We start from the raw sequence: 25,835 nt of genomic DNA on the forward strand, positions 1-25,835 counted from the left end.
TCGGGTTGAGGTTTCAGGGTGCCCCAGTTAGGTGGGCGCTTCAATGGGGATTATCGCTGACACCGGGTGCAGTAGACCGTGCTGCGCTGGTTCATGCGAACCTCCCGCAGCGGGCGCTGGCACTCCACGCAGGGAAGGCCACCACGACCGTAGACCAGTAGCGACTGGGAAAAATAGCCCGGCTTGCCTTCGCTGTTGACGAAATCCCGCAAGGTGGTGCCGCCCATCAGGATGGCGGCGCTCAGGGTTTCCCGGATCGCCTCGCACAGCTGGTGGTAGCGGGCGGCGCTGATCCGGCCGGCGGGCCGGTTAGGGTGGATGCCGGTCTTGAACAGGGCCTCGTTGGCGTAGATGTTGCCCACGCCCACCACAATGCGGTTGTCCATCAGGAAGCTCTTGATCGGTGTCCTGCGGTTCCGGGATCTGCGGAACAGGTAGGGGCCGCTGAAATCAGCGCCCAGGGGTTCCGGGCCCAGGCTGGCAAGCAGCGGGTGGGTATCGGGGGTGTCATCCCACAGCCAGCACCCAAAGCGCCGTGGGTCGTTGAAGCGCAAGCGGGTGCCGTCGGTGAATACCAGGTCTATGTGGTCATGCTTCGTCGGGGCGCTATCGTCAGTAATCACGCGCAGGCTGCCGGACATGCCCAGGTGGACAATGACGGTGCCGTGGTCAAACCGCAGCAGCAGGTACTTGGCCCGCCGGTCCGCTTCCCGCAGGGTGTGGCCGGCCAGTCGTTGTGGCAGGTCATCCGGTACCGGCCAGCGCAGGCGTGGGTCACGGATCACCAGTTCCGCGACCTGTTTGCCTTCGCTGTGGGGCGAGATGCCCCGGCGGGTGGTTTCAACTTCAGGTAGTTCAGGCACGGTGGAAATGCTCCTAATCAAACCGTAACAAAACGTCGTGTAAATCCCGTTGTTTCAGCGAACAGGTGTACGCTAGAGTGATACTCAGTCCTCGATATGGGGACGGTATCGCCGAGAGTTGAGAAACGGCGTTATTTCAATAAGTTGAGGTTTTCTATGTGGTACAATGGTCTTCTTGGCCTGTCCTGGCTGCAGCTGGTGGTCGTCACCCTTGCGCTGACCCATGTCACTATCGTCAGTGTCACGCTCTACCTGCACCGTCATTCCGCCCACAATTCGCTGGACCTGCACCCGGTGCTGAAGCATTTTTTCCGCTTCTGGCTGTGGCTGACCACCAGTATCAATACCAAAGAGTGGACGGCCATCCACCGTAAGCACCATGCCACCTGCGAAACCGAGAACGACCCCCACAGTCCGGTGGTCAAGGGTATCCGCAAGGTCCTGTTCGAAGGGGCTGAACTATACGCGGAGGCTACAACACCGGAAACCCTGGAACGTTTCGGCAAGAATACGCCGGATGACTGGGTCGAGCGCAACCTTTATACCCGCCATCGCAACCTGGGCATTGCCCTGATGTTCGTGTTGAACCTGGCGCTGTTCGGTGTTCACGGCATCTGGATCTGGGCGGTTCAGATGATGTGGATCCCCGTGTGGGCGGCCGGTGTCGTGAACGGTCTGGGTCACTACGTTGGTTATCGCAACTTCGAGTGCCGCGACAATGCCCGCAATATTGCCCCGCTGGGCATTCTTATTGGCGGCGAGGAGTTGCACAACAATCATCATACCTATCCCAATTCCTCCAAGATGTCCCGGCGCTGGTACGAGATCGACATGGGCTGGGGCTATATCCGCCTGTTCCAGGTGCTGGGGCTGGCGCATCCCAAGGGGCATCGGCCCGTCGTGCACTGGGTGCCCGGCAAACAGGAGGTGGATGTGGATACGGTGCAGGCCATTGCCAACAACCGTTTCGATATCATGCGCCAGTACCGCAAGCGGGTGATGGAGCCCGTGTTACGGCAACAGAAGTCGCTGATGGACGGTACCATCCGCCCGCGCTACCGCCGGGTGAAGAAGCTGCTGTCCCGGGAAAGCTCGCTGATCCAGCCCCAGGAGCAGGTGCACCTGGAGTCTGTGCTGGAAACCTACCCGGTGCTGCGACAGATCTACGACATGAACCAGGAGTTGCAGGCACTCTGGCGCCGTCGTGGGCTCAAGCCCCAGGACAAGCTGCAGGCGCTGATGGCCTGGTGCCGGGAGGCGGAGGCCAGCGGTATCCGTTACCTAGAGGACTTCGCTGCCCACCTGCGGGCCTATTCGTTGCGTCCGGCCTCCTGAGGATCTGATACCTGGTACAGGGCATAGGTGACCTGCCCCGCGGTCTTGCTGCGGTGCAGGTGCCAGTGTTCCGGGACCGCCGGAGCGGCCCGGTCACTTTCGTATTCCAGGTAAATCCGGCTGCCCGTCGTAACCCAGCCATTATCCGCAATGAGGGGCATCAGCGCTTCAAGCCAGCCCTGCCGGAAGGGTGCGTCCATGAACAGGATATCCAGCGCCCGGTCGGCTGGCTGCTGCAGGAACGCCTGCACGTCCCCGCAAACCACCTCGCCCCGGTCCGATTTCAACAGTCGCAGATTGTCCCGCAGGGCCCGCGCCAGGGCTGGGGTATGGTCGACAAAGGTGACCCGGTCGGCCCCCCGGGACAGGGCCTCAAGTCCCAGTACACCACTGCCGCTGAACAGGTCGAGGCACCGGCTGCCGGGCAGTTGGAACTGGAGCCAGTTGAACAGGGTTTCACGGGTGCGGGCCGGGGTGGGGCGGACGCCGCCCTCGTCCGGAAAGCGCAGCACCCGGCTGCGCCAGTCGCCACCGATAATGCGCAGTTCGCCCTGGCCGTGCAGCTGCGGGCGTCGGGGGCCGGATGGGCGGATTTTTCGGGACTGTCGGGGCATGGGGAGATCCGGTGGTCGCGGTCGGGACGCTCATGGTAGCGGAATTGCAGGCAGGTTTGGACCCGGAACGCCCCTGCCGCTAGAATGGGCGCTTTCCTGAACAGCGGCCCTGTTGGCTGTCTGCGATTTCCTACCGCGCAGACGCCTGTTGGGCGGCTGACCCTCCAGCAAACATGGTAAGACAAATGATGGCAGAGTGGATTCTGATCGGCCTGCTGGTGCTGCTGGTACTGGCCTTTGTGGTGGATGTGGCTGGCCGGCGGGCATCGGCGCCCCGCCCGAAACCGGTTCCCCAGCGTAAACCCGAAGCCGGACGGGGACCGGCCCCGGAAGTCCATGATCGGGAAAAGGCGAAACCCGAAGTGGCGCCCTCGGCGGACGACGTTCCGGTTTCCGAGGAGACGGTGGTCAGCCCCGCTGAGGAGCCCCAGCCTGTCAGGGAGCCAGAGCCAGAGCCAGAGCCAGAGCCAGAGCCAGAGCCAGAGCCAGAGCCAGAGCCAGAGCCTGAGCCAGAGCCTGAGCCAGAGCCAGAGCCTGAGCCAGAGCCAGAGCCCGAAAAGAAAGTCAGCGTTTTCCAGCGTATACGGTCCGGTCTTGGCAAAACCCGGGAAAACCTGGGTTCCGGCCTGTCCGGTCTGTTCTCCGGCAAGGTGGACGAAGACCTGCTGGAGGAGGTCGAAACCACCCTGCTGATGGCGGATGTCGGCGTCACTGCCACCACCGAGATTATCGACTCCCTGACCGAGAAGCTGAACCGCAGCCAGCTCAAGGACGGCGCGGCCCTCAAGGCGGCGCTGAAGGATGAGCTTCGTCACCTGCTTGATGGCAGCCGTGAGCCGCTGGCCATCGACACCAGCAAGAAGCCCTGGGTCATGCTGATGGTAGGCGTGAACGGTGTGGGCAAGACCACCACCATTGGCAAGCTGGCCCGTCAGTTCCAGAAGGAAGGCCGCAGCGTGATGCTGGCCGCCGGGGACACCTTCCGGGCGGCGGCCGTGGAGCAGTTGCAGGTCTGGGGGGAACGCAACGAAGTGCCGGTGATCGCCCAGCACACCGGGGCCGACAGTGCCTCGGTGATCTACGATGCAGTGCAGTCCGCGAAGGCCCGGGGTACGGATGTCGTGATAGCGGACACAGCGGGGCGACTGCAGAACAAGGACAATCTCATGGCCGAACTGGAAAAGGTGGTTCGGGTCATGAAGAAGCTGGACGAGTCGGCACCCCACGAGGTGATGCTGGTGCTGGACGCCGGCACCGGCCAGAACGCCCTCAGTCAGGCCCAGGTGTTCCAGCAGGCGGTGGGGGTTTCCGGCATTACCCTGACCAAGCTGGATGGCACCGCCAAGGGCGGCATTGTCTTCGCCATTGCCCGTCAGCTTGGCCTGCCCATCCGCTACATCGGAGTGGGCGAGCAGGTGGAAGACCTGCGGCCGTTCGAGCCGGAAACCTTCGTGGATGCATTGTTTGATGACTGAACGGTTTGATGACTGAGAGATCCCCCTGTGGGGTGATCCGGCTGGCACTGGATATGGAAGTAGGCCGCAATGATTGAGTTTCGGCAGGTCACCAAGCGTTACGACAGCGATCACACCGCGTTGCGGCATGTATCCTTTGAGCTGGACCGGGGGGAGCTCGCCTTCCTCACCGGCCATTCCGGTGCCGGTAAGAGTACCCTGCTCAAGCTGATCCTGCTGATGGAGCGTCCGTCTGCCGGCAAGGTGGTGGTGGGTGGCCAGTTGCTCAACACTATGCCCCGTCGGCAGATTCCCTACGTTCGACGCCATATCGGCGCCGTGTTCCAGAACCACCAGTTGCTGTTCGACCGCACTGTGTTCGACAACGTGGCCATGCCCCTGGAGGTGATGGGGGTACCCCATCAGGATATCGGCCGCCGGGTGAGGGCGGCCCTGGACAAGGTGGGGCTGCTGAGCAAGGAACGGATGAACCCGATCCAGCTTTCCGGTGGTGAGCAACAGCGGGTGGGCATCGCCCGAGCCGTGGTCAACAAACCGCCGGTACTGTTGGCGGATGAGCCCACCGGTAACCTGGACCCGGAGCTGTCGGCGGACATCATGCATCTGTTCGAACAGTTCAGCCAGGTGGGTGTCACGGTGCTGATCGCCACCCACGATATCGCCCTGATCGAGTCCATGGGTCGGCGACGTCTGACCCTGTCCCATGGAGAGCTGAAGACTGGCCAGGCGGCGACGGCGGGAGCGAGATCATGAGTCGACAGGAGCGCCCGTCAGGCGAGCGCCGGGCCCGTGGGGCCGGTCGTTCCCGTTCGTCCCTGGCCTCCATACTGGCTGGCTACCGCTCCCATCACCTGAAGGTGGCGAAGGACAGCGCGCGCCGGCTGTGGCAGGCCCCGGTGGCCAGTACCATGACCTGGGCGGTGATGGGCATTGCCCTGGCGCTGCCGGTGGGCCTGTTGTTGCTGTTGTCGAGCCTGCAGGGCGTCAGCGCCGGCTGGGAGAGTGCCGCCCGGGTGACGGTCTACCTGGCAGACGAGGTGTCGGACGCGGAAGCCCGGGAGTTACAGGAGCGGGTGTCAGGCCGTGATGATGTGGCCGAGGTGGTGATGATCCACCGGGACGAGGCACTGGCGGAATTCCGCGCCGAGTCGGGCCTGGCGGATGCCCTGGACTACCTGGATGAGAATCCTCTGCCCCATACGTTACTGGTAACGCCTGTGGATGAGGCCCGGACCGCATCGGGTGTGGATACCCTGGCCGATGCTCTGGAATCGGGGAACCAGGTGGCGCGGGTGCAGGTGGACCTGGGCTGGTTGCAGCGGCTGGCGGCCATGACCGATCTGATTGCCCGGGCCGTGTGGGTGCTGACCCTGCTGCTGGCGGCGGCGGTGATCCTGGTGATTGGCAACACCATCCGGCTGGCGATCGAAAACCGTCGCGATGAGATCCTGGTGGCCAAGCTGGTGGGGGGCACCGACGCCTTTGTGCGTCGCCCATTCCTCTATACCGGCGCCTGGTATGGGCTGGGCGGCGGCGTGGTGGCGCTGCTGATCCTGCAGTTGTCCATCTGGTGGCTCAACGGGCCGGTCCGGGAGCTGGCGGTGCTGTATAACAGTGATTTTGCCCTTGGTGGGCTGCCCCTGGATGGTGCCGCCGGGCTCTTGCTGGTGGCGGTGGCCCTGGGCTGGCTGGGCGCCTGGCTGGCAGTGCGACGTCATCTGGATGCCATAGAACCCGGTGAAATCGCCGGTGCATGACGGCTGGCTATCATTTTAAAGGCTTGTTAATTTGTTGTCGCCCTGGCTGTGCTAACCTGAACGCACAATGTCATGTGGTGACGGGTGCTGCTGATGTAAACCCTTGTACGGGAAACACCGTATGGTTGCATCCGGCGGACCGGCTCTATGTTACGTAGGGTAACAGGTACTCGCTGGCGTTCGGTCGCCGGGGTACCATGAAAACGGCGCTTTGTGACCGTTTATCGCAGTCTGACCACAGGTTATGGATTGCTGGTGTAGCGTGCGGATTGCGGAACTAATCAGAAACTTGGCTGTCATAGTTTGAGTTGATATATTCTCAGGCTGCCAAGTACGGAGGATACGAATGGGTACGAGTCTACAATTGGCTGATCGCCTGGTTCCCGGTGCCAACCTGGAATCCTACATCCAGGCGGCCAGTCAGATCCCGGTATTATCCGCAGACGAAGAGCGTGAACTTGCTGAACGTCTTCACTACGAAGGCGATGTGGACGCCGCGCGCACGCTGGTACTGTCGCACCTGCGCTTTGTGATCCACATTGCCCGCAGTTATTCCGGTTACGGCCTGGCCCAGGCGGACCTGATTCAGGAAGGGAATGTCGGTCTGATGAAGGCCGTCAAGCGCTTCAACCCCGAGTATGGGGTTCGTCTGGTGTCCTTTGCCGTGCACTGGATCAAGGCTGAGATTCACGAGTTTATCCTGCGCAACTGGCGCATCGTGAAAGTGGCCACCACCAAGGCCCAGCGCAAGCTGTTCTTCAACCTGCGCAGCCAGAAGAAAAAGCTGGCGTGGCTGAACCAGGAAGAACTCAACGCCGTGGCCAACGACCTGGGTGTGGAACCCCGCGTGGTACGGGAAATGGAGGGCCGCCTGGCCTCCCAGGACACGGCCTTCGACGGTCCCCAGGACGATGACGATGACCACGCCTACCAGGCGCCGGCCTATTATCTGGAAGACAAACGCGGTGACCCGGCCACCCAGTTGGAGCAGTCCGACTGGACTGAGGATTCCAACGGTCGCCTGATGCAGGCCCTGGAAACCCTGGACGAGCGCAGCCAGGATATCCTGCGGGAACGCTGGTTGTCGGAGAGCAAGTCCACGCTCCATGAACTGGCCGACAAGTATGGCGTGTCCGCCGAGCGCATCCGCCAGCTCGAGAAGAACGCCATGAAGAAGATCAGGACGCGGATGGCCGAGGCGGCCTGATGCCCGACTGACCAACCAGGCGAAAGCTCCACAACGCCACCAGCACCCGCTGGTGGCGTTTTTGTTTGCAGCGAAACTGATCTCCTGTCTGGTGAATTCGTTAATCTACGGTGGAACACTAGGTCAGTTAACGAATTAACCGGATGGAACACTCAATGCCAACTCCCCACATCGCCTTCCTGGGCATCGGCCTGATGGGCGCCCCCATGACCCGCAACCTGCTGGATGCCGGATTTCCCATGACCCTCTGGAACCGTACCGCCAGCAAGTGTGAGCCGTTCAGGGAGCAGGCCGGTATTGCCGCCAGCCCGGCAGAGGCGGTCGCCGATGCCGATATCGTCATCACCATGCTGGAGAACGGCGACGTGGTGGACGATGTGCTGATCCGGCAGGGTGCCATGGACGCGTTGAAGGCCGGTGCCGTACTGGTGGACATGAGCTCCGTGCAGCCCTCCCTGGCGCGCCGGCACGGTTCGCTGGCGGCGGAACGGGGCGCGGGCTACCTGGATGCCCCGGTATCCGGCGGCACCCGGGGTGCCGAAGCCGGAACCCTCAGTATCATGGCCGGAGGAATCACCACTGACCTGGAGAAGGCTGCGCCGGCATTGTCGGCACTGGGCAAGGTGACCCATATCGGCCCGGTGGGTGCCGGCCAGCTTGCGAAGCTGGCCAATCAGGCCATCGTTGGTGTCACCATCGGCGCGGTTTCCGAGGCGCTGTTGCTGGCGGCCCGGGGTGGCGCCGATCCGGAAGCGGTACGGGAGGCGCTGATGGGCGGCTTCGCCGGTAGCCGGATACTGGAGCAGCACGGCCAGCGGATGATTGACCGGGATTTCGCCCCCGGTGCCCCCGCCCGTATCCAGCTCAAGGACCTGTGCATGATCCTGGACGAGGCCCGGGCGGAAGGGCTCACCCTGCCGTTGGCCCAGCAGGCCCACAACGGTTACCTGTCGCTGGTGGCCAATGGTCATGCGGATGTGGACCACAGCGGACTGTTGCTGGAACTGGAACACGTCAACGGCGTCCGCCTGGGTGGTGGTCGCTCCGGGGTCGGGGGCAGGGACTGACGCCATGCCCCGTTTTGCTGCCAACCTGACCCTGCTGTTCAACGAAGTGCCGTTCGAGGAGCGGTTCGCCGCCGCCCGCCAGGCGGGCTTTGACGGTGTGGAATACCTGTTTCCCTATGCCTGGCCCGAGGTTGAGCTGGCCAGGCGGTTGCAGGAGCATGACCTGACCCAGGTGCTGTTCAATCTGCCGCCGGGGGACTGGGATGCCGGTGAGCGCGGTATCGCCTGCCTGCCCGGCCGTGAGGAGGAGTTCCGCGCCGGTGTCGACGACGCCATCCGCTATGCCCGTGCCCTTGGCTGCCAGCGGCTCAACTGCCTGTCCGGGCTTGTACCGCCGCAAGCGGATCAGGGCCGGCTCTGGGAAACCCTGCGTGACAACGTCACCCATGCGGCGCGGCGTCTGGGGGAAGAGGGTATCACCCTGTGCCTGGAGGCCATCAACTCGCGGGTGGATATGCCGGGTTTCCTGCTGGACACCTCCGACAAGGTGATCCGTTTGATGGATGAGGTGGGTGCCGACAACCTGCGCCTGCAATACGACCTGTACCATATGCAGATTATGGAAGGTGACCTGATCCGTACCCTGCGGCGCCTGATGCCCCGCATCGGTCACATCCAGTTTGCCGATAACCCGGGCCGGCACGAACCGGGTACCGGGGAGATTAACTTCCGGTCCATCTTTGAGGCGCTGGACGAAGCGGGGTATGCTGGTTGGGTCAGTGCGGAATATCGCCCAAAAGCCCGTACAGTCGAGGGTTTGGGCTGGATGGTGGGGTGATAGGCCGCCCTGGTGCGACCGTCGTCGTTGACGACACCCTCTTACAGGATCGTAACTGGCAGCCAATCAGGACAGACCTTACTCTGGGCAAACATTAACAGCGGTAGAGCCCCTGTAATACGGGGCCTGAACCCTGAAATCACGAGTTGACAGTCAGGCGGGAGGAAAACCGGTGAAAGCACTGGTAATCGAAGACGATCACGACGTGGCAAGCTACCTGGTCAAAGGGCTCAAGGAGTCCGATTTCGTGGTGGACCACGCTGCTGACGGCAAGGAAGGCATGATGATGGCCGCCAGCGAGGACTACGACATCATGATCGTGGACCGGATGTTACCGGGTATGGACGGCCTGTCCATCATTAAGACGGTGCGGGCCACGGGCAACCAGGTGCCGGTACTGATCCTGAGCGCCCTGGGCGACGTGGATGACCGGGTTGAAGGACTGCGCGGGGGCGGTGATGACTACCTGACCAAGCCCTTCTCGTTCACCGAACTGCTGGCCCGTATCGAGTCATTGGTGCGGCGTAACCGTCAGTCGGCGGAAACCGAGACCGTGCTCAAGGTGGCGGACCTGGAAATGGACCTGCTGGCCCGCACCGTCAAGCGTGCCGGCCAGAATATCGATGTCCAGCCCCGGGAATTCCGTCTGCTGGAGTACCTGATGCGGAACGCCGGGCAGGTGGTCACCCGTACCATGCTGCTGGAGAAGGTCTGGGACTATCATTTCGATCCCCAGACCAACGTGATCGACGTGCACATCAGCCGTCTCAGGGCCAAGATCGACAAGGAGTTCGAGACCCCGCTGCTCCAGACAGTCCGGGGTGCGGGATACATGTTGCGTGAAACTGCTTAGCCAGCTAAGAACCTCCACATTCCAGCTGGCCCTGTTGTACATGGTGGTGTTTGCCACCTCTGTCTTTCTGTTGCTGGCGTTCATCTACTGGCGCACCGCCGGTTTCATGACCGCCCAGACCGACGAAACCATTGAGGCGGAAATCGCAGGGCTGGCGGAGCAATACCGGGGTCGGGGCGTTAACGGCCTGATCACGATCATCCGTGAGCGGGTGGCCCGTGACCCCAACGCCAAATCCCTGTACCTGCTGACCACCGAGGACTACCTCAAGCTGGCCGGCAACCTCAACACCTGGCCCGAAGGAGCCGAGTCCCAGGGTAGCTGGATCAATTTTACCCTGGACGAAAGCCTGGGCTGGACCGGCCCGCCCCGCATGGCCCGGGCACGGGTCTTCGAGGTCCAGGGTGGCCTGCGGCTGCTGGTGGGTCGCGACGTGGATGATCTCAATACCCTGAAGGCACTGATCGAGACCGCCATCAACTGGGGCATGGGGATCACCCTGGCGCTGGCCCTGCTCGGCGGCTTCATGATGAGCCGCAGCACTACCCGGCGCATTGAGGTCATCAACAACACCTCCCGCAAGATCATGAACGGCCACCTGTCCCAGCGCATACCCACCCGTGGTACCCAGGACGACTTCGACCAGCTCGCCGAAAACCTGAACCAGATGCTGGACCGGATTGTTTACCTGATGGAAGGCATACGTCACGTCTCCGACAGCATCGCTCACGACCTGCGGACCCCCCTGACCCGACTGCGAAACCAGTTGGAAACCACCCTGATGATGGTGGACAACGACGAGGCCCGGGATCAGGCCGCCAAGGCGGTGTCGGAGGCCGACCAGCTACTGGCCACGTTCAACGCCCTGCTGCGGATCGCACGGCTGGAGACCCGGGGCAACACCACTGCCGATGTGCGCCCGGTATCCCTGGGCATGCTGGTCAGTGACGCCTGCGAACTTTATGAGGCACTGGCGGAAGACAAACAGCAGACTTTCACCCAGAAAATCGACGAAGAAGTGATGGTGGAGGGGGACCGGGATCTGCTGTTCCAGATGGTCAGTAACCTGATCGATAACGCCATCAAGTACACCCCGGAAGAAGGGGAAATCGTGGTGCGGGTCATGCTGGATAACGAGTCGGCGGTGTTTGAGGTAGGGGACAGCGGTATCGGGGTACCCGACGACGAGAAGGGGCAGATCTTCCAGCGTTTCTACCGGGTGGGCAAGAGCCGCTCCAAACCCGGCAACGGCCTTGGCCTGAGCCTTGTAAGTGCGGTCACTGAGATCCACCAAGGGTCCATTGGCCTGTTCGACCATCACCCCGGCGCCGAGAACCCGGGCCTGCGGGTACGGGTGACGCTGCCCCGCTACAATCCCCAGAAACGCCGGCTACGTTCGGTACCCGCCAGCAAGGACGACAGCCAGCACGAAGATCAGTCCGCCTGACGGCCGTCGCCGCGGCGGCAGCGGTTGATGCGCTCAGCCATGGGTTGCAGGACCGGGTAGTGGCTCTTTTCCAGGTTTTCCAGCATGTCCCCGGCCCGTCGCCGGTAACGGTCCAGCCGGGTCTGGAGGCTGTCCCACTCTCCTTCCAGGTGGTGTTGCTCGGCCATCATGAAGGCGGCGATGTTGTGACGGTTCACCTTGCTGGTAATGCCCAGCCTGTCCAGTTGATAACCCAGGCGGTCAACGCCCTTCAGGGCGGCCTGGGTGAGGTCATTTTTGTTCATGGGTGTAGGTTCCGACGGTGGCTCCAGAAGTCCTGATTGGAATACCTGAATCATGGGGGCAAGGTCTAGAGTATACAACCTAGAAGGCTGGCATCAGGCGCCGGGGGAGGCCTGAAAAAAATGTCATAGCTCGGCCACTTCGGGTTAACGGCCAGTATGCATAATGGGCATTGCAGTAGTGAAGCAGACACAGGTTCCGTCTGCTTCTCCCTCCAGCACAGCGCTAGCCTTAACCCCGCCATTGGCGGGGTTTTTTTATGGGCGATTATCGATTGGTAGGCGGTTTCTCGTACCGGATATCGGTGACATACCAGGTGACGGGGCCCTCGGGTGTTCTGACCACTGCCTCGTCGTCCACCTGTTTTTTCAGCAGGGCCCGGGCCATGGGCGAGTCGATGGAGATGTAACGCCGGTCCAGGTCCAGCTCGTCGTAGCCGACAATCCGGAAGCGTCGGGTCTCCCCGTCCTCGTTTTCCACTTCCACCCAGGCGCCGAAGAATACCCGCCCTTCCTGCTCGGGGGCCGGGTCCACCACCTGCAGTTCCCGGGAACGGCGCTCCAGGTACCGGAAGCGACGGTCGATCTCTCGCAGCCGCTTCTTGTTGTACTGGTAGTCGGCGTTCTCGGAGCGGTCCCCCAGGCTGGCTGCCCAGGTCACCTTGCGGGTGACTTCCGGGCGTTCCACGCGCCACAGGTGCTCCATTTCGGCCTTCAGCGCCTCGAATCCGGCGCGGGTGATCAGTTTGGCGCGCATGGGCGCTCAGGCGGATTCGGGCACGGGGTCGTGTTTCTGGAGGACATCGGCGTAGAAGAAGGCGAGTGCCTGCCTGGCCTGGTTGAGACGGGCACGGGACACCTGTATGCGGTCCTGGAGGTACAGGAGGAAGAGTTGTTGGTCAGCACTTTCCAGCGTCTCCGGGGTTTTCGGTTGGTGGTACAGGACGAACCGGGAAATCCAGTGAAGGTACGTCTGCTCGGTCCTCTGGTTCAGTTGCCGATTCCGGATGGCGTTCCGCACTCGTTTGAACAGGCCGGGTTCGCTTTGCTCAAGCGCTTCGGTCAGATGCATGGAAGTTTTCCTGATGGTGGTGCCTGGATCCTGTCACTGGGGCGGACCCTGTTGTTGTTATGATGGCGGCATCATATGACAATCGTTTTAATACCGCAAAAACCAGTTCAGGAGCTTCCACGTTTCTTGAGTAATAACGAGTGGAAACGTGACACGGTTCAACCGCGGAATTCGTCCAGCCGGTCGATGTAACGTTGCATGGCTTCGTCCCGGGACATGCCTTTGACTTTCTCCCGGGCATCGAACTTTGCGCGGCCCACGAAATCCATCATGCCGGGGCGTTTGCCGCTGACGTCCCCTTCCGTTGCCTGTTTGTAGAGGGCATAGAACTCCAGCTTCAGATCGTTGGAGGGGCTGGCGTCCCCACGACCGTTCTGGATGTAGTCAACTGCCTCGTTGAAGCGGGTTTCGAGATCGCTCATGGCCGTTCCCTTAGTGGCTGGTAAGATCCGTAGGCTTGAGTATAGCCCCTGCGGTCCGGGCCCGGCCATACCGGCTGGCTGCCATGGCGTGGTGGCATCCGTGGATCAGGCGCCGGGATCCGCTCCGATAAGGGCCAGCAGTTGAGAGCGCGTGGCCTGCAGGATCCGGTCGGACAGTTCGGGATCGCTGACGCTTCGGGCCAGCTGCAGCCCGCCGACCATGGCCGACAGGATCATGATGCCGTGGTCGCTGGTCTGTTCGTTGCCCAGCTCGCCGTCGATCAGAGCCAGGCGGTTCTTTACGATCCGGTCTGTGGTCTGGCTGGGCTTGCCAAGTTGGCCCAGTTCCGCGGATACCGTGGGTAATGCGCAGCCTTGCCCCGGGGTGTCGCGATGATTGCGGGACAGGTAGTGGCGTATCAGGGTCGCCAACGGTGTCTCCGTGTCATGGACCTGGGCGGTTTCCTCATCCATCTGCCGGGCGGCCTCCTGCAGGGCTGACTCCACCAGGTGGTCCTTGGACCGGAAATGGGCATAGAAGCCACCGTGGGTCAGCCCCAGGGCCTTCATCAGCGGTTGCAGACCGGTATTGCTGACGCCCTTTTCCCGGAACTGCCGGGCGGCCTCATCAAGGATTCGCTGGTGGGTCTTCTCCTTCTGGTCGGGAGAATAGCGCATCGGGGTGCCTCCTGGAGTATCGTCGCCGCAGTACTACGCGAGTCTGCGGCTTTATTTGCTTGCTATGTTACACCATAACCGGTCCGGGAGCCTCGGAAGGGGACCCCGGAACCGGTCCATGACTCCCTATACCCGTTCCAGCAGTGTGGCCACGCCCTGGCCGCCGCCCACGCATTGGGTGGCAATGGCATAACGTCCACCGGTGCGCCGCAGCAGTGAGGCGGCCTTGCCGGTGATGCGGGCACCGGTGGCACCGAGTGGATGCCCGATGGCCAGGGCGCCGCCATCCAGGTTCACCCGCTCCCGGGGCATGCCCAGTTCCTGCAGGCAGGCAATGGCCTGGCTGGCGAACGCCTCGTTGATTTCCATCAGGTCGATGTCATCGATGGTCAGGCCGCTGCGTTCCAGCACCTTGCGGGTGGCGTACACCGGTCCCATGCCCATGATTTCCGGCGGACAACCGGCAACCGCCACCGACCGGATCCGGGCCAGTACCGGCAGGTTATGCTGGTCCGCAAAGGCTTCGGTACAGACCAGCACCGCAGAGCCGCCATCGGTCAGGGGCGACGAGGTGGCGGCGGTTACCGAGCCGTCGAAGGCGGGCGACAGGCCGGCGAGGGTCTCCAGGTTGGTGCCCGGTCGGATACAGCCATCCTCCCGCACCTCGCCGTCCGGCGTGGTCATGGCGACGATCTCATCCGCCAGACGCCCGTCCTCTCTGGCGGCATCGGCCCTGGCATGGGACTCCACCGCCATCTCCTCCTGCTCCTGCCGGCTGACACCGTAGCGCCTGGCCACCTCCTCGGCGGTATGGCCCATGGGCATATAGGCCTGGGGATAGTGTTCCAGAAGTTCCGGGTTGGGGCTGTTGCTGAAGCCGCCCATGGGCACCCGGGTCATGGACTCGACACCGGCACACAGGAAGGCCTCGCCGGCCCCCAGCATCAACTGACCGGCGGCGTAGTGGATGGCGGCCATGGACGATCCGCAAAAGCGGTTAATGGTGGCGGCCCCCGGGGTTTCCGGGAAACCGGCCAGGAAGCTGGCGATACGGGCCAGGTTGTTGCCCTGCTCGCCCTCGGGATAGGCGCAGCCCATGATCACGTCTTCCAGCAGCGATGGGTCCAGATCCAGCCGGTTGACCAGCCCCCGCATCACCTGGGCCGCCATGTCATCCGGGCGCAGGTTGACCAGCCCGCCCTTGCGGGCGAAGTGGAAGGGGGAGCGGGCATAGCCGGCAATCACGATGTTGGTCATGGTCATTCTCCTTGCGGTGGGGTGGGTGCCCGGCAGTTGCCTGAGGTGATCCTGACAGTCCGCCGGCCAACCGAATCACCTCCATAGTATTATGACCTTAATATTATGTCTATAATATTATTTAGGCCGATTGCATTGACCTGACCTGCTATTCTTGTAGCGTTCTGTTAGTTATCGACAAGAAAAACACAGGCATAGGAGCAGGCATGCGGGTTGTTTACAGGCAGGGAACGCTTTCGGCCTTGGCGCTGTTGGTGGGATGGAACAGCGGCGTGGTGGCGCAGGAAGACACCACGACATCGGTCGGCAGCGTGCCGGACATCACCGTGACCGCTCCCCGGCTATCGAGGGATATCTACGATACCCCGGCGGCGGTGACAGTACTCAACCGGCGGGAAATCCAACAGGGGCAGCAGCGGGTCCACCTGGATGAATCCCTGGAAGCCGTACCCGGGCTGTTCCTGCAGAACCGGGAGAACTACGCCCAGGGCCAACGCATCTCCAGCCGGGGGTTCGGAGCCAGGGCGCCATTCGGTATCCGAGGGCTCCACATCCGGGTGGATGGCATTCCCTATACCCTGCCGGACGGCCAGGCCCAGATTGACGCCGTGGACCTGGCCAGCGCCACCCAGGTTGAAGTCATCCGGGGGCCATCCTCGGTTCTCTACGGCAACGCCGCCGGCGGCGTCATCGACATCACCACCGCCGATGGCCGACGTATGCGGCAGTCGCCGGTGATAGACCTGCAAGGGGGCAGCCATGGCCTGATGCAGGCGGGCGTGCGGGCCGGTGGCGAGCAGGGCGACTGGTTCTACTCCGCCAGTGCATCGGCATTGAAATCCGACGGCTACCGCGACCAGAGCGAGGTAGAGAAGTACCTGTTCAACGGCAAGCTGGGCTACAAACTGGATAGCCAACGCTCTATCACCTTACTGCTCAACCTGCTGGACACCCCGAAGGCCGAAGACCCTGGCGGGCTGACCCGGGAAGCCGCCGATGAAGACCCGCGCCAGGCCTGGCGCTTCTCCGACATCCTCGACGCCGGCCAGACCGTTGACCAGCAGTTGGTGGGCACTCACTACCAGGACCAAAACCTGGCAGGTGGCACCCTGGACGCCCGGGTCTTCTACACCTGGCGCGACTTCGAGCAGCAACTGCCATTCCCCGGCTCCAGCCTGATCAATTACCAGCGGGACTATTACGGCGGCAGCCTGCAGTACAGCCGCGACAACCAATTGGCCGGGCGACCGTTCACCTGGGTGGTAGGTACGGACCTGGGCTGGCAGGAGGATGATCGGGGCCGCCGGGGTGTCAGCGCCACCGGAGAAATCACCGGTACCACCGGCGATGAACGCCAACAGGCCCAGAGCACCGGGGTCTTTGCCCAGGGTGAGTGGTCACTGACGGAAAAGCTGGCGCTCAGCGCCGGGGTTCGCCATGACCGGGTAAGCATGGAAATCGACGACGACTTTCTCGCCGACGGCAGTGATGACAGCGGCGACCGCACCTTCCGGGAATGGTCCGGCAGCCTGGGCCTGAGCTACCGCTACCAGCCAGCCCACCAGTGGTATGCCACCGTCGGCAACGCCTTCGAAACCCCCACCTTCACCGAATTCGCCCGCCCGGACGGCAGTGGTGGCTTCAACCCGGACATCGACCCCCAGCAGGCCTGGAACTATGAGATCGGCGCCCGGGGCCTGTTCGATATGGGGCTGGAATACGACGTGGCCCTGTTCTCCGTCAATGTCGACGACGAACTGATCCCCTTCGAAAGCCCCGGCGGCCGCACCTTCTACCGCAACGCCGGTCGCACCTCCCGGGACGGGCTGGAGGCTGCAATCAGCTACCCCTTCCTGGACGCCTGGGAAGCCAGCAGCAGCCTGACCCTGGCCCGCTACCGCTTCGACCGCTACACCACCGATAGTGGTGATGACCTCTCCGGCAACGACCTGCCGGGCCTGCCGGAAACCCTCTGGCATGGTTATCTCTCCTGGCAGGGGCTGGGCGGTCGTTTCGCCGAAGCGGGCGCTCACTACGTGGGTGATTTCTACGCCGACGACGCCAATACCGAGAAAGTCAGTAGCCACTGGCGGTTCGACCTGAAAGGCGGTGACAGCTGGCGGGTGGGGCGCGACACCACCATCGAACTCTACGGGGGCATCCGCAACCTGTTCGACGAGGACTACTACGAGAACGTGCGCATTAACGCCAGCTTCGACCGGTACTACGAACCGGCGCCGGGGAGGACATTCTATGCAGGTGTAAAGGTGGGCTTTTGATCAAAAAAGGAGCCTATCCGGTTCTAACAGAATCCGGCACCAACGTCTGACGGCTTATGGGGTGAAGGGGGTTTTCGCAGCAGCGCCAGGGATGGCGCGGAGCAAGGCGGGTGCCAAGGATGGCCCCTGAATTGCGGCGGAGAACCCCCCCTTCACCCCATGAGCCAGCCCCCAAGGCACGTAACACAGGGATGGCCTCTGAATTGCTGCGAGGAATGCTTTCCCAGCTCCCAAACCAGCCCCAGTCTATTCAGTCCGCCACAGTAAGCTGATTCCGCCCATTGGCCTTGGACTTGTACAGCGCCGTATCCGCCCGCTTGATCAGCCGTTCCGGATCACAGTCCTTCTGACTAGCCGTGGCCAGCCCCAGACTCACCGTCACACTCAGCACCTCATCGTCCACCCGCACCTCATGACGCTCGATCGCCCCGCGGATACGCTCAGCAACCTCCGACGCCTCATCCTGACCGGCACCGGGCAGAATCACTACCATCTCCTCGCCACCATACCGGGCAGCGGTATCATTCTCCCGGGAGCTATCCTTGATCAGGTCTGCCACCTCCCGCAGCACCTGGTCGCCAATCTGGTGCCCCCAGGTATCGTTGAACTGCTTGAAATGGTCCACATCAATCAGCAGCAGCGACATCTCCCGACCGTAGCGCAACACGCCCGCCAACTCCTGGCGCAGCATGTTCTGGAAATAGTCGTGGTTGAACAGATTGGTCAGACCATCCACCGCCGCCTTGCGGGACAGTTCCAGACGGCCTGCGGCGGCCACCGCGATAATCTCCAGGGCGCCGATACGGGCTTCAGTAAAACAGTTGCTGATGTGATTATTCTCCAGATAGAGAAGCCCCGTCAGCGCCCGCTCCTTGCCCTTGCCAATGGCAATGGGCAGACACAGGATCGACCGGATGCGCTCCCGCAGGATGTACTCCTCGCGATCCAGCCCCGGCACCGAGCTGTTCACCGACAGCGCGTCGGCCACCACCACACTTTCCTGTGTGCGACTGACATAGTTGATGGTGGTTCGGGACACTGACTCGCACTGATCCAGGGGTGATGATTGCAGGATTACCGTCTCATCCTCATCCACCGAGGCCTCCGCCTCGATACGCAGTTTGCCATCGCCATCCCGCAGGGCCAGCACGCCCCGCTGGGCACCGGCAAACTCAATGGCGATGTTGATGATGGCTTCCACCATCCGGCTGTGGATCTGTTCATCGGCGATGGCCTTCAGCGCCTTCATCAGCGAGGTCATGTCCACCTCACCCATGGCCATGGCACGAGTACCGCTAAAGGTGGTGGACTGGTGTTCCCGGGACAGGTCCGGGTATTGCTGTTCAAGCTGGTTGACCTTGGCATTCGCGCCCCACCGGCGGTACAGGTCCCGCGCTTTCATCAGGTAGGGCATGGCAATGGTGCTGCGCCCCGAGCGCATGTGCATCATGCCGCAGAGCTCACAGGCCATGGCCTGCTCACTCAAAAAGCGGTTCTCACGGGCCAGCTCGATGGCGCGATCAAAGGCCTCGTGGGCCTCGAACTCCCGGCCCAGGACACGGAGCAGTTCCGCCCGGCACAAATGGTACTTGTTGGGAACGTTGTAATGATCAGTTTTGAGGCGCACCTGCAGATGCTTCAGGCCCCGCTGGCCGCGTTTGAGTGCCTGCCGGCGTTCGCGGCGATTTCGCGCATTGCCGGCGGCCCGTAGCGAGACCAGCGTATGGAGGAACTGGGTTCGCCGGCTGCCGAAGAAACCGTCGGCGCCGGAATCCGCCGACACCCCGTGTTTAACCGGACCCGATCTTCCGTCAGGTGTGCCGTCCATATTGAACAGGTAGTTCAGGTACACCGCCTTCGATACGACATGATCCACCAGGGGAAGATCCTTCGCGGCCCGGTGTCCGGGGAGCATCTTCTCAATATTGTAGTGCTCTCCCACCAGCCTGGAGGGATGCTTGCTGAGCCCCCTCAGGTTGCAGAGCAACTGCAGGCGGGCCTCCTGGTGGTAGAGCATGGCACCCATGTGCAGGGCCCGGAACTCACTCAGGTGGTGTCGGCACAGGTTCTCGAGTTTTGACAGTTCCTCGCCGCCACTGAACATGTTGTCCTCCAGCACGTTGGAGGCATGCACGGCATACTCGAAGTCACCGTTCTCCATGCAGTAGCGGGCCCCGAGGCGAAGGCTGTCATAGGTGTTCTGGACCGGCTCCTTCCAGTGCTGGATCAGCGAGCCGTACAGGTGTTGCGCACGCCCCCGGCGGCTGTTGAAGCGTTCACTCAGGTCCAGGCTCAGCCGCCCCAGGGCCAGGGCGGTATCCGGATCGTTCATCGACTGGGCGAACATCATCCCCAGGATGGAAAAGGTGGTGGTGGTCTCCGGCGTGTGGCCATGCCTCAGGGCAATCTCGGCGCCGTTAATGCATAGAAGCGGCAACAGCATGGGTTCGGCGAACATGCTGGCACTGCCAATACTGGCGCCGAGGCGCATGGCTGCCCGGTGCTCCGGGGAGGTCATGTCAGGCAGTTCCTTGATAGCCTCCAGATTCATGGACTTCAGCCGGCTGCGGAGCCTGAGGAAACGCAGGGCGACGTACCACCGGCGGGGGTGCCTCGGATAGGGGTGCCCGAGTTCCTTCAGCAGGGGCAGGGCCACGTCGATGGCCTGTTCCAACTCTCCCAGGGTAATCAGGTGGCCGATTTCGATCTCATGGAAGGTGACCCGGCTGAGCAGGTCGCGGGCATTGGACAGGCCCGCGTTGAGGAAGGCGCGTAGGGCCTTGTGGTCACCCACGTAGGCGGCGGCCTCGGCGGCTGCGGAGAAGGCGCTCAGGGCCAGGGCATAGTCGTTGTCCCAGGGGTGTTTGCCCAGCAACACGATGGCCCGCTGGAAGTGTCCGTAGGCAATGGGATAGGACGCCGCCTGCCGGGCCCGGTGGCCGGCCTCCAGGTTGAGCCGGCACAGCTCGCGCTTTTCCTGGTCGTCGGTGATCAGGCTGACCGCCAGGTTCAGGTGGGTGACGATGGCAAACAGGCCTTCCTTGCGCTCCACCGCGTTCAGGTTGCGCAGCAGTTGTCGGCCGATTTCCAGGTGGGCGGCCAGCCGGGTGTCCTGGTCCACAAGGTTGTAGGCGGTCTCCTGGATGCGGTCATGGTTGAAGGCAAAGCGCACGGTGAGCCGGCCGGGGTCGGTATCCTGTTCCAGTTCGGTGAGCTGGTAGGCGTCATTGATGGGGGTGATCAACCCCTCCTCAATGGGAACGTGCAGGGCCTCGGCGACCCTGGTCGGCGACATCTCGGCGATCAGTGACAGCATGGCCAGGGAGAAACGGTTGCCGGCACAGGAGGCCAGTCGCAACAGGCGCAGGCTCGTGTCGGGCAGGCGGTCCAGCTTGCGGGTCATCAGGGCCGCGACATTGTCGGTCATCTGCTGCTGGGTAAGCTGGCCTATGTCCCAGACCCACTTGCCGGTATCCGGATCGGCGGTGATGTGGCCACGGGCGTGCTGGTCCTTCAGGAACTCCTCCACGAAGAAGGGATTACCCTCGGTCTTCTGGCGGATCACCCGGGCCAGAGGTTCCACCTCGGAGTTGCTGGACATCAGGGTATCCGCCAGCAGCCGGCAGATGTCCGGTACTTCCAGCGGCGCCAGGTCGATATGGGTCAGGAAGACGTCGGTGCCCTGCATCTGCTGCAGGGTCTGGATCAGCGGGTGATCCGGCGTGATCTCGTTGTCCCGGTAGGCGCCTACCACCATCAGCCGGTCACCCTCCACCTGGTCCACCAGCAGGTCCGCCAGTCGCAGGGTACTGCTGTCGGCCCATTGCAGGTCATCCAGAACCAGTACCAGGGGGTGGTCGGCGTGGCTGAACACCCGGATGAAATTGAACAGGGTCAGGCGGAACCGCTGTTCGGATTCCGTGGCTCCCACCGGCACCACCTTTGGTTGCGGGCCCATGATCAGCTTCAGTTCCGGCAACAGCTCGGTCATCAGGGCGCCGTTGGGTCCCAGGGCTTCCTCCAGTTTGCGTTTCCACTCCGCCAGGCGGTCATTGCTTTCGGTCAGGATCTGCTGGACCAGGTCCCGCAGGGCCACCGCCAGTCCGCTGTAGGGCACATCCCGGTGGACCAGATCGAACTTGCCCACGATAAAGTAGCCCCGGCGGGCAGTCACCGGTTTGTGGAGTTCGTTGATGAGGCTGCTCTTGCCGATGCCCGAGCGCCCGGCCACCAAGGCCAGGGAGACCTGGTCATAGGCGGCTTCGAACGCCTGCAGTAACTGGCCCACTTCCTTTTCGCGGCCATAGAGCTTCTGGGGAATCCGGAAGTGGTCCGGCACATCCCGGGAGGCCAGCGGAAAATCCTGGATCGCGGCATGGGCATTGAGCTGGCGGTAGCACTCCCGCAAGTCATGGAGCAGGCCGGACGCACTCTGGTAGCGCTGTTCCGCGGTCTTCGACAGCAGCTTCATGATCAGGTCGGACAGTGCCCGCGGGATACTGCTGTTGATATCGGTGGGGGCGACCGGCGTGCGGGCGATGTGACAGTGGAACCATTCGATGGGTTCCTCCGCCGTGAACAGCGGGCGGCCGGTGACCAGTTCGTAGAGGGTGGCGCCCAGGGAATAGAAGTCGGAACGGTAATCCACCGACCGGTTCATGCGGCCGGTCTGTTCCGGGGACATATAACCCGGCGTACCCGGTACCGAGGTGGGGGCCTTGATGGTGGTTTTTTCCGTGCCGTATCGGGAAGCAATGCCGAAATCCACCAGCCGCACGGTGTTGCTCTTCGCATTGACAATGATGTTGGTCGGGTTGATGTCCTTGTGGATAACGCCGCCCCGGTGGACATCCTTCAGGGCGGTGGTCACGGCGATACCGATACCGACGCAGGTCTTCAGGGGAATGCGGCGGTGGGGAATCAGGCGGTCCAGCGACTGGCCGCCGGTGTCCTCCAGGATCAGGGCAGGCAGATCGCGGACCCGCGTCTGTTCCACGAGCCGGATGATGTTGTCGCCGTTGAGGCCGGACAGGATATCCGCCTCATGCTGAAGCATGGCAATGTGTTCACGGGTGGCGTCGTCGGGCCTGAGCGTCTTGATGATAACGCGTTGCTGATCCGATTTCCGGATTGCCCGGAAAATCTGGGTGGCGCCGCCTTCGGCGATCTTCTCGACCAGCCGGTAACCGACGGGGGCTTCGGTTGATTGTATGGTGGCGTTATGGGTGACCGCCATGTGGGGGATGCTCCTGCTGGGCTTGGGAGTCTCCTGCAAAGCTCCGGATGCCGTGGCGCCTGCCCGGTTGGCGGGCCGGCAGAAGGAATCCGGGCTCTTTCAAAGGCTCCCTATGATTGTTATGGCTTTTCTTGGGACCCAAACATGTAAATAAAGGTAACGTAATGTTGGTGGCCAAAGTGTCTACTGAAGCACATAAATGGTATATCAAGTCACGGGGTTGAAGTCCCGACAATTGGTGCGATAGTTAATAGAGACTTCTGCAGACAGGACTTTCCGGGCACACTCCCGTAAAGCATAGTCAATTCTGCCGATAGCGGGGCACCCTGTTATCGGTTGCCAGCCTTCACGCATCTGATGAGCCTGAATAAAGGAGGCAACACATGTCGAACGACAGCACCAGCGACGACAGTTTCAACACCCTCTCTTCCCTGGAAGTTGATGGCAAGACCTACCACTACTACAGCCTGCCCAAGGCTGGAGAAGCCCTGGGTGACCTCGACAGGATGCCTTTCTCCCTCAAGGTGCTGACCGAGAACCTGCTGCGTTTCGAGGACGGAATGACAGTGGAGAAGACGCACCTGGAAGCCATGGCCCAATGGCTGAAGGACCGCCGCTCAGACACCGAAATCCAGTTCCGACCGGCCCGGGTGCTGATGCAGGATTTCACCGGTGTGCCCGGGGTTGTGGACCTGGCGGCGATGCGTGAGGCGGTCAGGAAGGCGGGCAAGGACCCGGCCCTGATCAATCCCCTGTCGCCGGTGGACCTGGTCATTGACCACTCCGTGATGGTGGACAACTTCGGCAACGCCTCGGCCTTCAAGGACAACGTCACCATAGAGATGGAGCGCAACCAGGAGCGCTATGAGTTCCTGCGCTGGGGCCAGCAGGCGTTCGACAATTTTCGCGTGGTACCGCCCGGAACCGGTATCTGTCACCAGGTAAACCTGGAATACCTGGGCAAGACTGTCTGGTATAAGGAGCAGGGTGGCAAGACCTTCGCCTACCCCGACACCCTGGTGGGCACCGATTCCCACACCACCATGATCAATGGCCTGGGTATCCTCGGCTGGGGTGTAGGTGGTATTGAGGCGGAAGCCGCCATGCTGGGCCAGCCGGTATCCATGCTGATTCCCGAGGTTATCGGCTTCAAGGTCACCGGCAAGCTCCGGGAAGGTATTACCGCCACCGACCTGGTATTGACGGTCACCGAAATGCTGCGCAAGAAGGGTGTGGTCGGCAAGTTCGTGGAATTCTATGGTGACGGCCTCAAGGACATGCCTGTGGCAGACCGGGCCACTATCGCCAACATGTCACCGGAATACGGTGCTACCTGTGGCTTCTTCCCGGTGGACGAGCAAACCCTCGCCTACATGAAGCTCACCGGTCGTGATGACCACCAGATCGCGCTGGTCAAGGCCTATGCCAGGGCCCAGGGGCTGTGGCGGGAACCCGGCCACGAACCGCTGTACACCGATACCCTCGAACTGGACATGGGCGATGTGGAGGCCAGCCTGGCCGGTCCCAAGCGGCCCCAGGACCGTGTGGCCCTGAGGAACATGAAGGCAGCTTTCGAACTGCTGATGGAAACCGCCGAAGGCCCCAACGGACTGCGTCAGGAGAAATGGGAATCCGAGGGCGGCCAGACGGCTATCGGGGTGGAGGACAGCTACGAACACCATGCCAGCCAGGAACTGACCCTGGGCGGCCAGGTGACCCGGCTGGACCCGGGGGCGGTGGTGATCGCCGCCATTACCTCCTGCACCAACACCTCCAACCCCAGCGTGATGATGGCCGCCGGCCTGATCGCCAGGAAGGCCGTAGAGCGGGGGCTGGAAACCAAGCCCTGGGTCAAGACCTCCCTGGCACCCGGGTCCAAGGTGGTGACGGACTACCTGCGGGTGGGTGGCTTCCAGGATGACCTCGACAAACTCGGCTTCAACCTGGTGGGTTATGGCTGCACCACCTGCATCGGCAACTCCGGCCCGCTGCCGGAGCCGGTGGAAAAGGCCATCAACGATGGTGATCTGACTGTGGCCTCGGTGCTCTCCGGCAATCGCAACTTTGAGGGGCGGGTGCATCCCCAGGTGAAGACCAACTGGCTGGCGTCGCCGCCTCTGGTGGTGGCCTATGCCCTGGCCGGTAACGTGCGGGTGGACCTGACCAAGGATCCATTGGGTACGGACAAGGACGGCAAGCCGGTCTACCTGAAGGATCTCTGGCCCAGCCAGGATGAAATCGCCGAGGCGGTGGAAAAGGTCAAGACCGACATGTTCCGCAAGGAATACGCCGAAGTCTTCGACGGTGATGAAACCTGGCAGTCCATCAAGGTGCCCGAGAGCAAGGTGTACGAGTGGTCCGACAAGTCCACCTACATCCAGCACCCGCCCTTCTTCGAGGGCCTGGGGCCGGAGCCGGATGCCATCGAGGATATCCGTGGCGCCCGTATCCTGGCCCTGATGGGAGATTCGGTGACCACCGACCATATCTCCCCGGCCGGCTCCTTCAAGGCGGACACCCCTGCCGGCAAGTACCTGCAGGAGCATGGCGTGAAACCCCATGACTTCAACTCCTATGGGTCCCGCCGGGGTAACCACGAGGTGATGATGCGGGGCACCTTCGCCAACGTCCGTATCCGTAACGAGATGCTGGACGGGGTCGAGGGCGGCTACACGAAGCATGTGCCTTCCGGTGAGCAGATGGCCATCTACGATGCGGCCATGAAATACCAGCAGGAAGGCACTCCGTTGGTGGTCATTGCCGGCAAGGAATACGGCACCGGTTCCAGCCGTGACTGGGCCGCCAAGGGTACCCGGTTGCTGGGAGTGAAGGCCGTGGTGGCGGAGTCCTACGAGCGTATCCACCGCTCCAATCTGATTGGGATGGGTGTGATGCCCCTGCAGTTTCCGGAGGGCGTGGACCGCAAGAGCCTGAAGCTGACCGGAGAGGAAACCATCAGCATCGAGGGCCTGTCCGGCGATATCCAGCCCGGGCAGACCCTGACCATGACGGTCACCTATCCGGACGGGAACGCCGAAAGCTGCGACCTCAAGTCACGCATCGATACCGCCAATGAGGCGGTGTACTTCCGCCACGGCGGCATCCTGCACTACGTGGTGCGGGAGATGATTAAACAGGCCCCATAAAACGGTCTGCTTTAGACCCTGTACCGCCGGCGGTGCACTTGCCGCCGGCGGTCTTTCATGCGACGCTC

At 62.4% G+C, this 25,835-nt stretch carries 20 protein-coding genes; 11 read left to right on the forward strand and 9 right to left on the reverse strand.

The genetic code is table 11. The features are described from left to right. Positions 1-50 precede the first annotated feature (50 nt). On the reverse strand, positions 51-863 hold the full coding sequence (mutM, locus tag ACJO2E_RS16665) for a bifunctional DNA-formamidopyrimidine glycosylase/DNA-(apurinic or apyrimidinic site) lyase (RefSeq protein WP_406965330.1): 813 nt from the start codon (positions 861-863) through the stop codon (positions 51-53). A gap of 156 nt (positions 864-1,019) precedes the next feature. Here mutM and ACJO2E_RS16670 point away from each other — a divergent pair, with 156 nt between their 5' ends. After that, entirely contained in the window at positions 1,020-2,198 is a 1,179-nt protein-coding gene (locus tag ACJO2E_RS16670) for a DesA family fatty acid desaturase (protein WP_406965331.1), read from the forward strand. On the opposite strand, the gene rsmD is transcribed toward ACJO2E_RS16670, so the two are convergent. Continuing rightward, positions 2,174-2,812, reverse strand: coding sequence for a 16S rRNA (guanine(966)-N(2))-methyltransferase RsmD (gene rsmD, locus ACJO2E_RS16675; protein ID WP_406965332.1), 639 nt, complete (start codon positions 2,810-2,812; stop codon positions 2,174-2,176). The genes ACJO2E_RS16670 and rsmD overlap by 25 nt on opposite strands. A gap of 185 nt (positions 2,813-2,997) precedes the next feature. Between rsmD and ftsY the strand changes: the two genes are divergently transcribed. The 8 genes from ftsY to ACJO2E_RS16715 all read left to right on the forward strand — a co-directional run bounded on the left by ftsY (position 2,998) and on the right by ACJO2E_RS16715 (position 11,396). Further along, complete coding sequence (gene ftsY / locus ACJO2E_RS16680; protein WP_406965333.1) at positions 2,998-4,287, forward strand: signal recognition particle-docking protein FtsY; 1,290 nt, start codon at positions 2,998-3,000, stop codon at positions 4,285-4,287. Positions 4,288-4,356: 69 nt separating this feature from the next. Continuing rightward, positions 4,357-5,040 carry a cell division ATP-binding protein FtsE gene (gene ftsE, locus ACJO2E_RS16685; RefSeq protein ID WP_406965335.1) on the forward strand — a complete coding sequence of 228 codons (684 nt, stop codon included), beginning with the start codon at positions 4,357-4,359 and terminating at the stop codon, positions 5,038-5,040. After that, a complete protein-coding gene (ftsX, locus tag ACJO2E_RS16690; protein ID WP_406965337.1) occupies positions 5,037-6,044 on the forward strand; it encodes a permease-like cell division protein FtsX in 1,008 nt (335 codons plus the stop codon). Before ftsE ends, ftsX begins: the two co-directional genes overlap by 4 nt. Before the next feature lie 346 nt (positions 6,045-6,390). Then, on the forward strand, positions 6,391-7,251 hold the full coding sequence (gene rpoH, locus ACJO2E_RS16695; protein WP_406965338.1) for an RNA polymerase sigma factor RpoH: 861 nt from the start codon (positions 6,391-6,393) through the stop codon (positions 7,249-7,251). Between the two features lie 155 nt (positions 7,252-7,406). Next, a complete protein-coding gene (locus tag ACJO2E_RS16700) occupies positions 7,407-8,318 on the forward strand; it encodes an NAD(P)-dependent oxidoreductase (protein WP_406965340.1) in 912 nt (303 codons plus the stop codon). Positions 8,319-8,322: 4 nt separating this feature from the next. After that, positions 8,323-9,096, forward strand: a complete 774-nt coding sequence (hyi, locus tag ACJO2E_RS16705) for a hydroxypyruvate isomerase (RefSeq protein ID WP_406965341.1) — start codon at positions 8,323-8,325, stop codon at positions 9,094-9,096. A gap of 172 nt (positions 9,097-9,268) precedes the next feature. Continuing rightward, entirely contained in the window at positions 9,269-9,949 is a 681-nt protein-coding gene (locus ACJO2E_RS16710) for a winged helix-turn-helix domain-containing protein (protein ID WP_328186454.1), read from the forward strand. Beyond that, complete coding sequence (locus ACJO2E_RS16715) at positions 9,936-11,396, forward strand: HAMP domain-containing sensor histidine kinase (RefSeq protein ID WP_406965342.1); 1,461 nt, start codon at positions 9,936-9,938, stop codon at positions 11,394-11,396. Before ACJO2E_RS16710 ends, ACJO2E_RS16715 begins: the two co-directional genes overlap by 14 nt. Here the strand turns inward: ACJO2E_RS16715 and ACJO2E_RS16720 are convergent. From ACJO2E_RS16720 to ACJO2E_RS16745, 6 genes are all read right to left on the reverse strand, one after another. Beyond that, positions 11,384-11,680 carry a hypothetical protein gene (locus tag ACJO2E_RS16720; protein ID WP_406965343.1) on the reverse strand — a complete coding sequence of 99 codons (297 nt, stop codon included), beginning with the start codon at positions 11,678-11,680 and terminating at the stop codon, positions 11,384-11,386. The genes ACJO2E_RS16715 and ACJO2E_RS16720 overlap by 13 nt on opposite strands. Before the next feature lie 265 nt (positions 11,681-11,945). Further along, positions 11,946-12,434 carry a transcription elongation factor GreB gene (gene greB / locus ACJO2E_RS16725; protein WP_406965344.1) on the reverse strand — a complete coding sequence of 163 codons (489 nt, stop codon included), beginning with the start codon at positions 12,432-12,434 and terminating at the stop codon, positions 11,946-11,948. A 6-nt stretch (positions 12,435-12,440) separates the two neighbouring features. Then, positions 12,441-12,749, reverse strand: a complete 309-nt coding sequence (locus ACJO2E_RS16730) for a site-specific integrase (RefSeq protein WP_406965345.1) — start codon at positions 12,747-12,749, stop codon at positions 12,441-12,443. Between the two features lie 158 nt (positions 12,750-12,907). Next, complete coding sequence (locus tag ACJO2E_RS16735) at positions 12,908-13,171, reverse strand: acyl-CoA-binding protein (protein ID WP_406965347.1); 264 nt, start codon at positions 13,169-13,171, stop codon at positions 12,908-12,910. Positions 13,172-13,276: 105 nt separating this feature from the next. Next, positions 13,277-13,849, reverse strand: coding sequence for a TetR/AcrR family transcriptional regulator (locus ACJO2E_RS16740; RefSeq protein ID WP_406965348.1), 573 nt, complete (start codon positions 13,847-13,849; stop codon positions 13,277-13,279). 126 nt (positions 13,850-13,975) lie between these two features. Next, entirely contained in the window at positions 13,976-15,112 is a 1,137-nt protein-coding gene (locus ACJO2E_RS16745) for a thiolase family protein (protein WP_406965349.1), read from the reverse strand. 200 nt (positions 15,113-15,312) lie between these two features. Between ACJO2E_RS16745 and ACJO2E_RS16750 the strand changes: the two genes are divergently transcribed. Further along, the gene (locus ACJO2E_RS16750; protein WP_406965350.1) at positions 15,313-17,385 is read left to right on the forward strand and encodes a TonB-dependent receptor family protein; all 2,073 of its coding nucleotides are present in this window, start codon (positions 15,313-15,315) and stop codon (positions 17,383-17,385) included. A gap of 250 nt (positions 17,386-17,635) precedes the next feature. Here ACJO2E_RS16750 and ACJO2E_RS16755 read toward each other — a convergent pair whose 3' ends face one another. Beyond that, entirely contained in the window at positions 17,636-22,621 is a 4,986-nt protein-coding gene (locus ACJO2E_RS16755; RefSeq protein ID WP_406965352.1) for a diguanylate cyclase, read from the reverse strand. 383 nt (positions 22,622-23,004) lie between these two features. Between ACJO2E_RS16755 and acnA the strand changes: the two genes are divergently transcribed. Then, on the forward strand, positions 23,005-25,767 hold the full coding sequence (gene acnA / locus ACJO2E_RS16760; protein WP_406965354.1) for an aconitate hydratase AcnA: 2,763 nt from the start codon (positions 23,005-23,007) through the stop codon (positions 25,765-25,767). The last annotated feature ends 68 nt before the right edge of the window (positions 25,768-25,835 follow it).

It is taken from the genome of Marinobacter shunpengi (genome assembly GCF_045449695.1).
Classification (GTDB): domain Bacteria; phylum Pseudomonadota; class Gammaproteobacteria; order Pseudomonadales; family Oleiphilaceae; genus Marinobacter.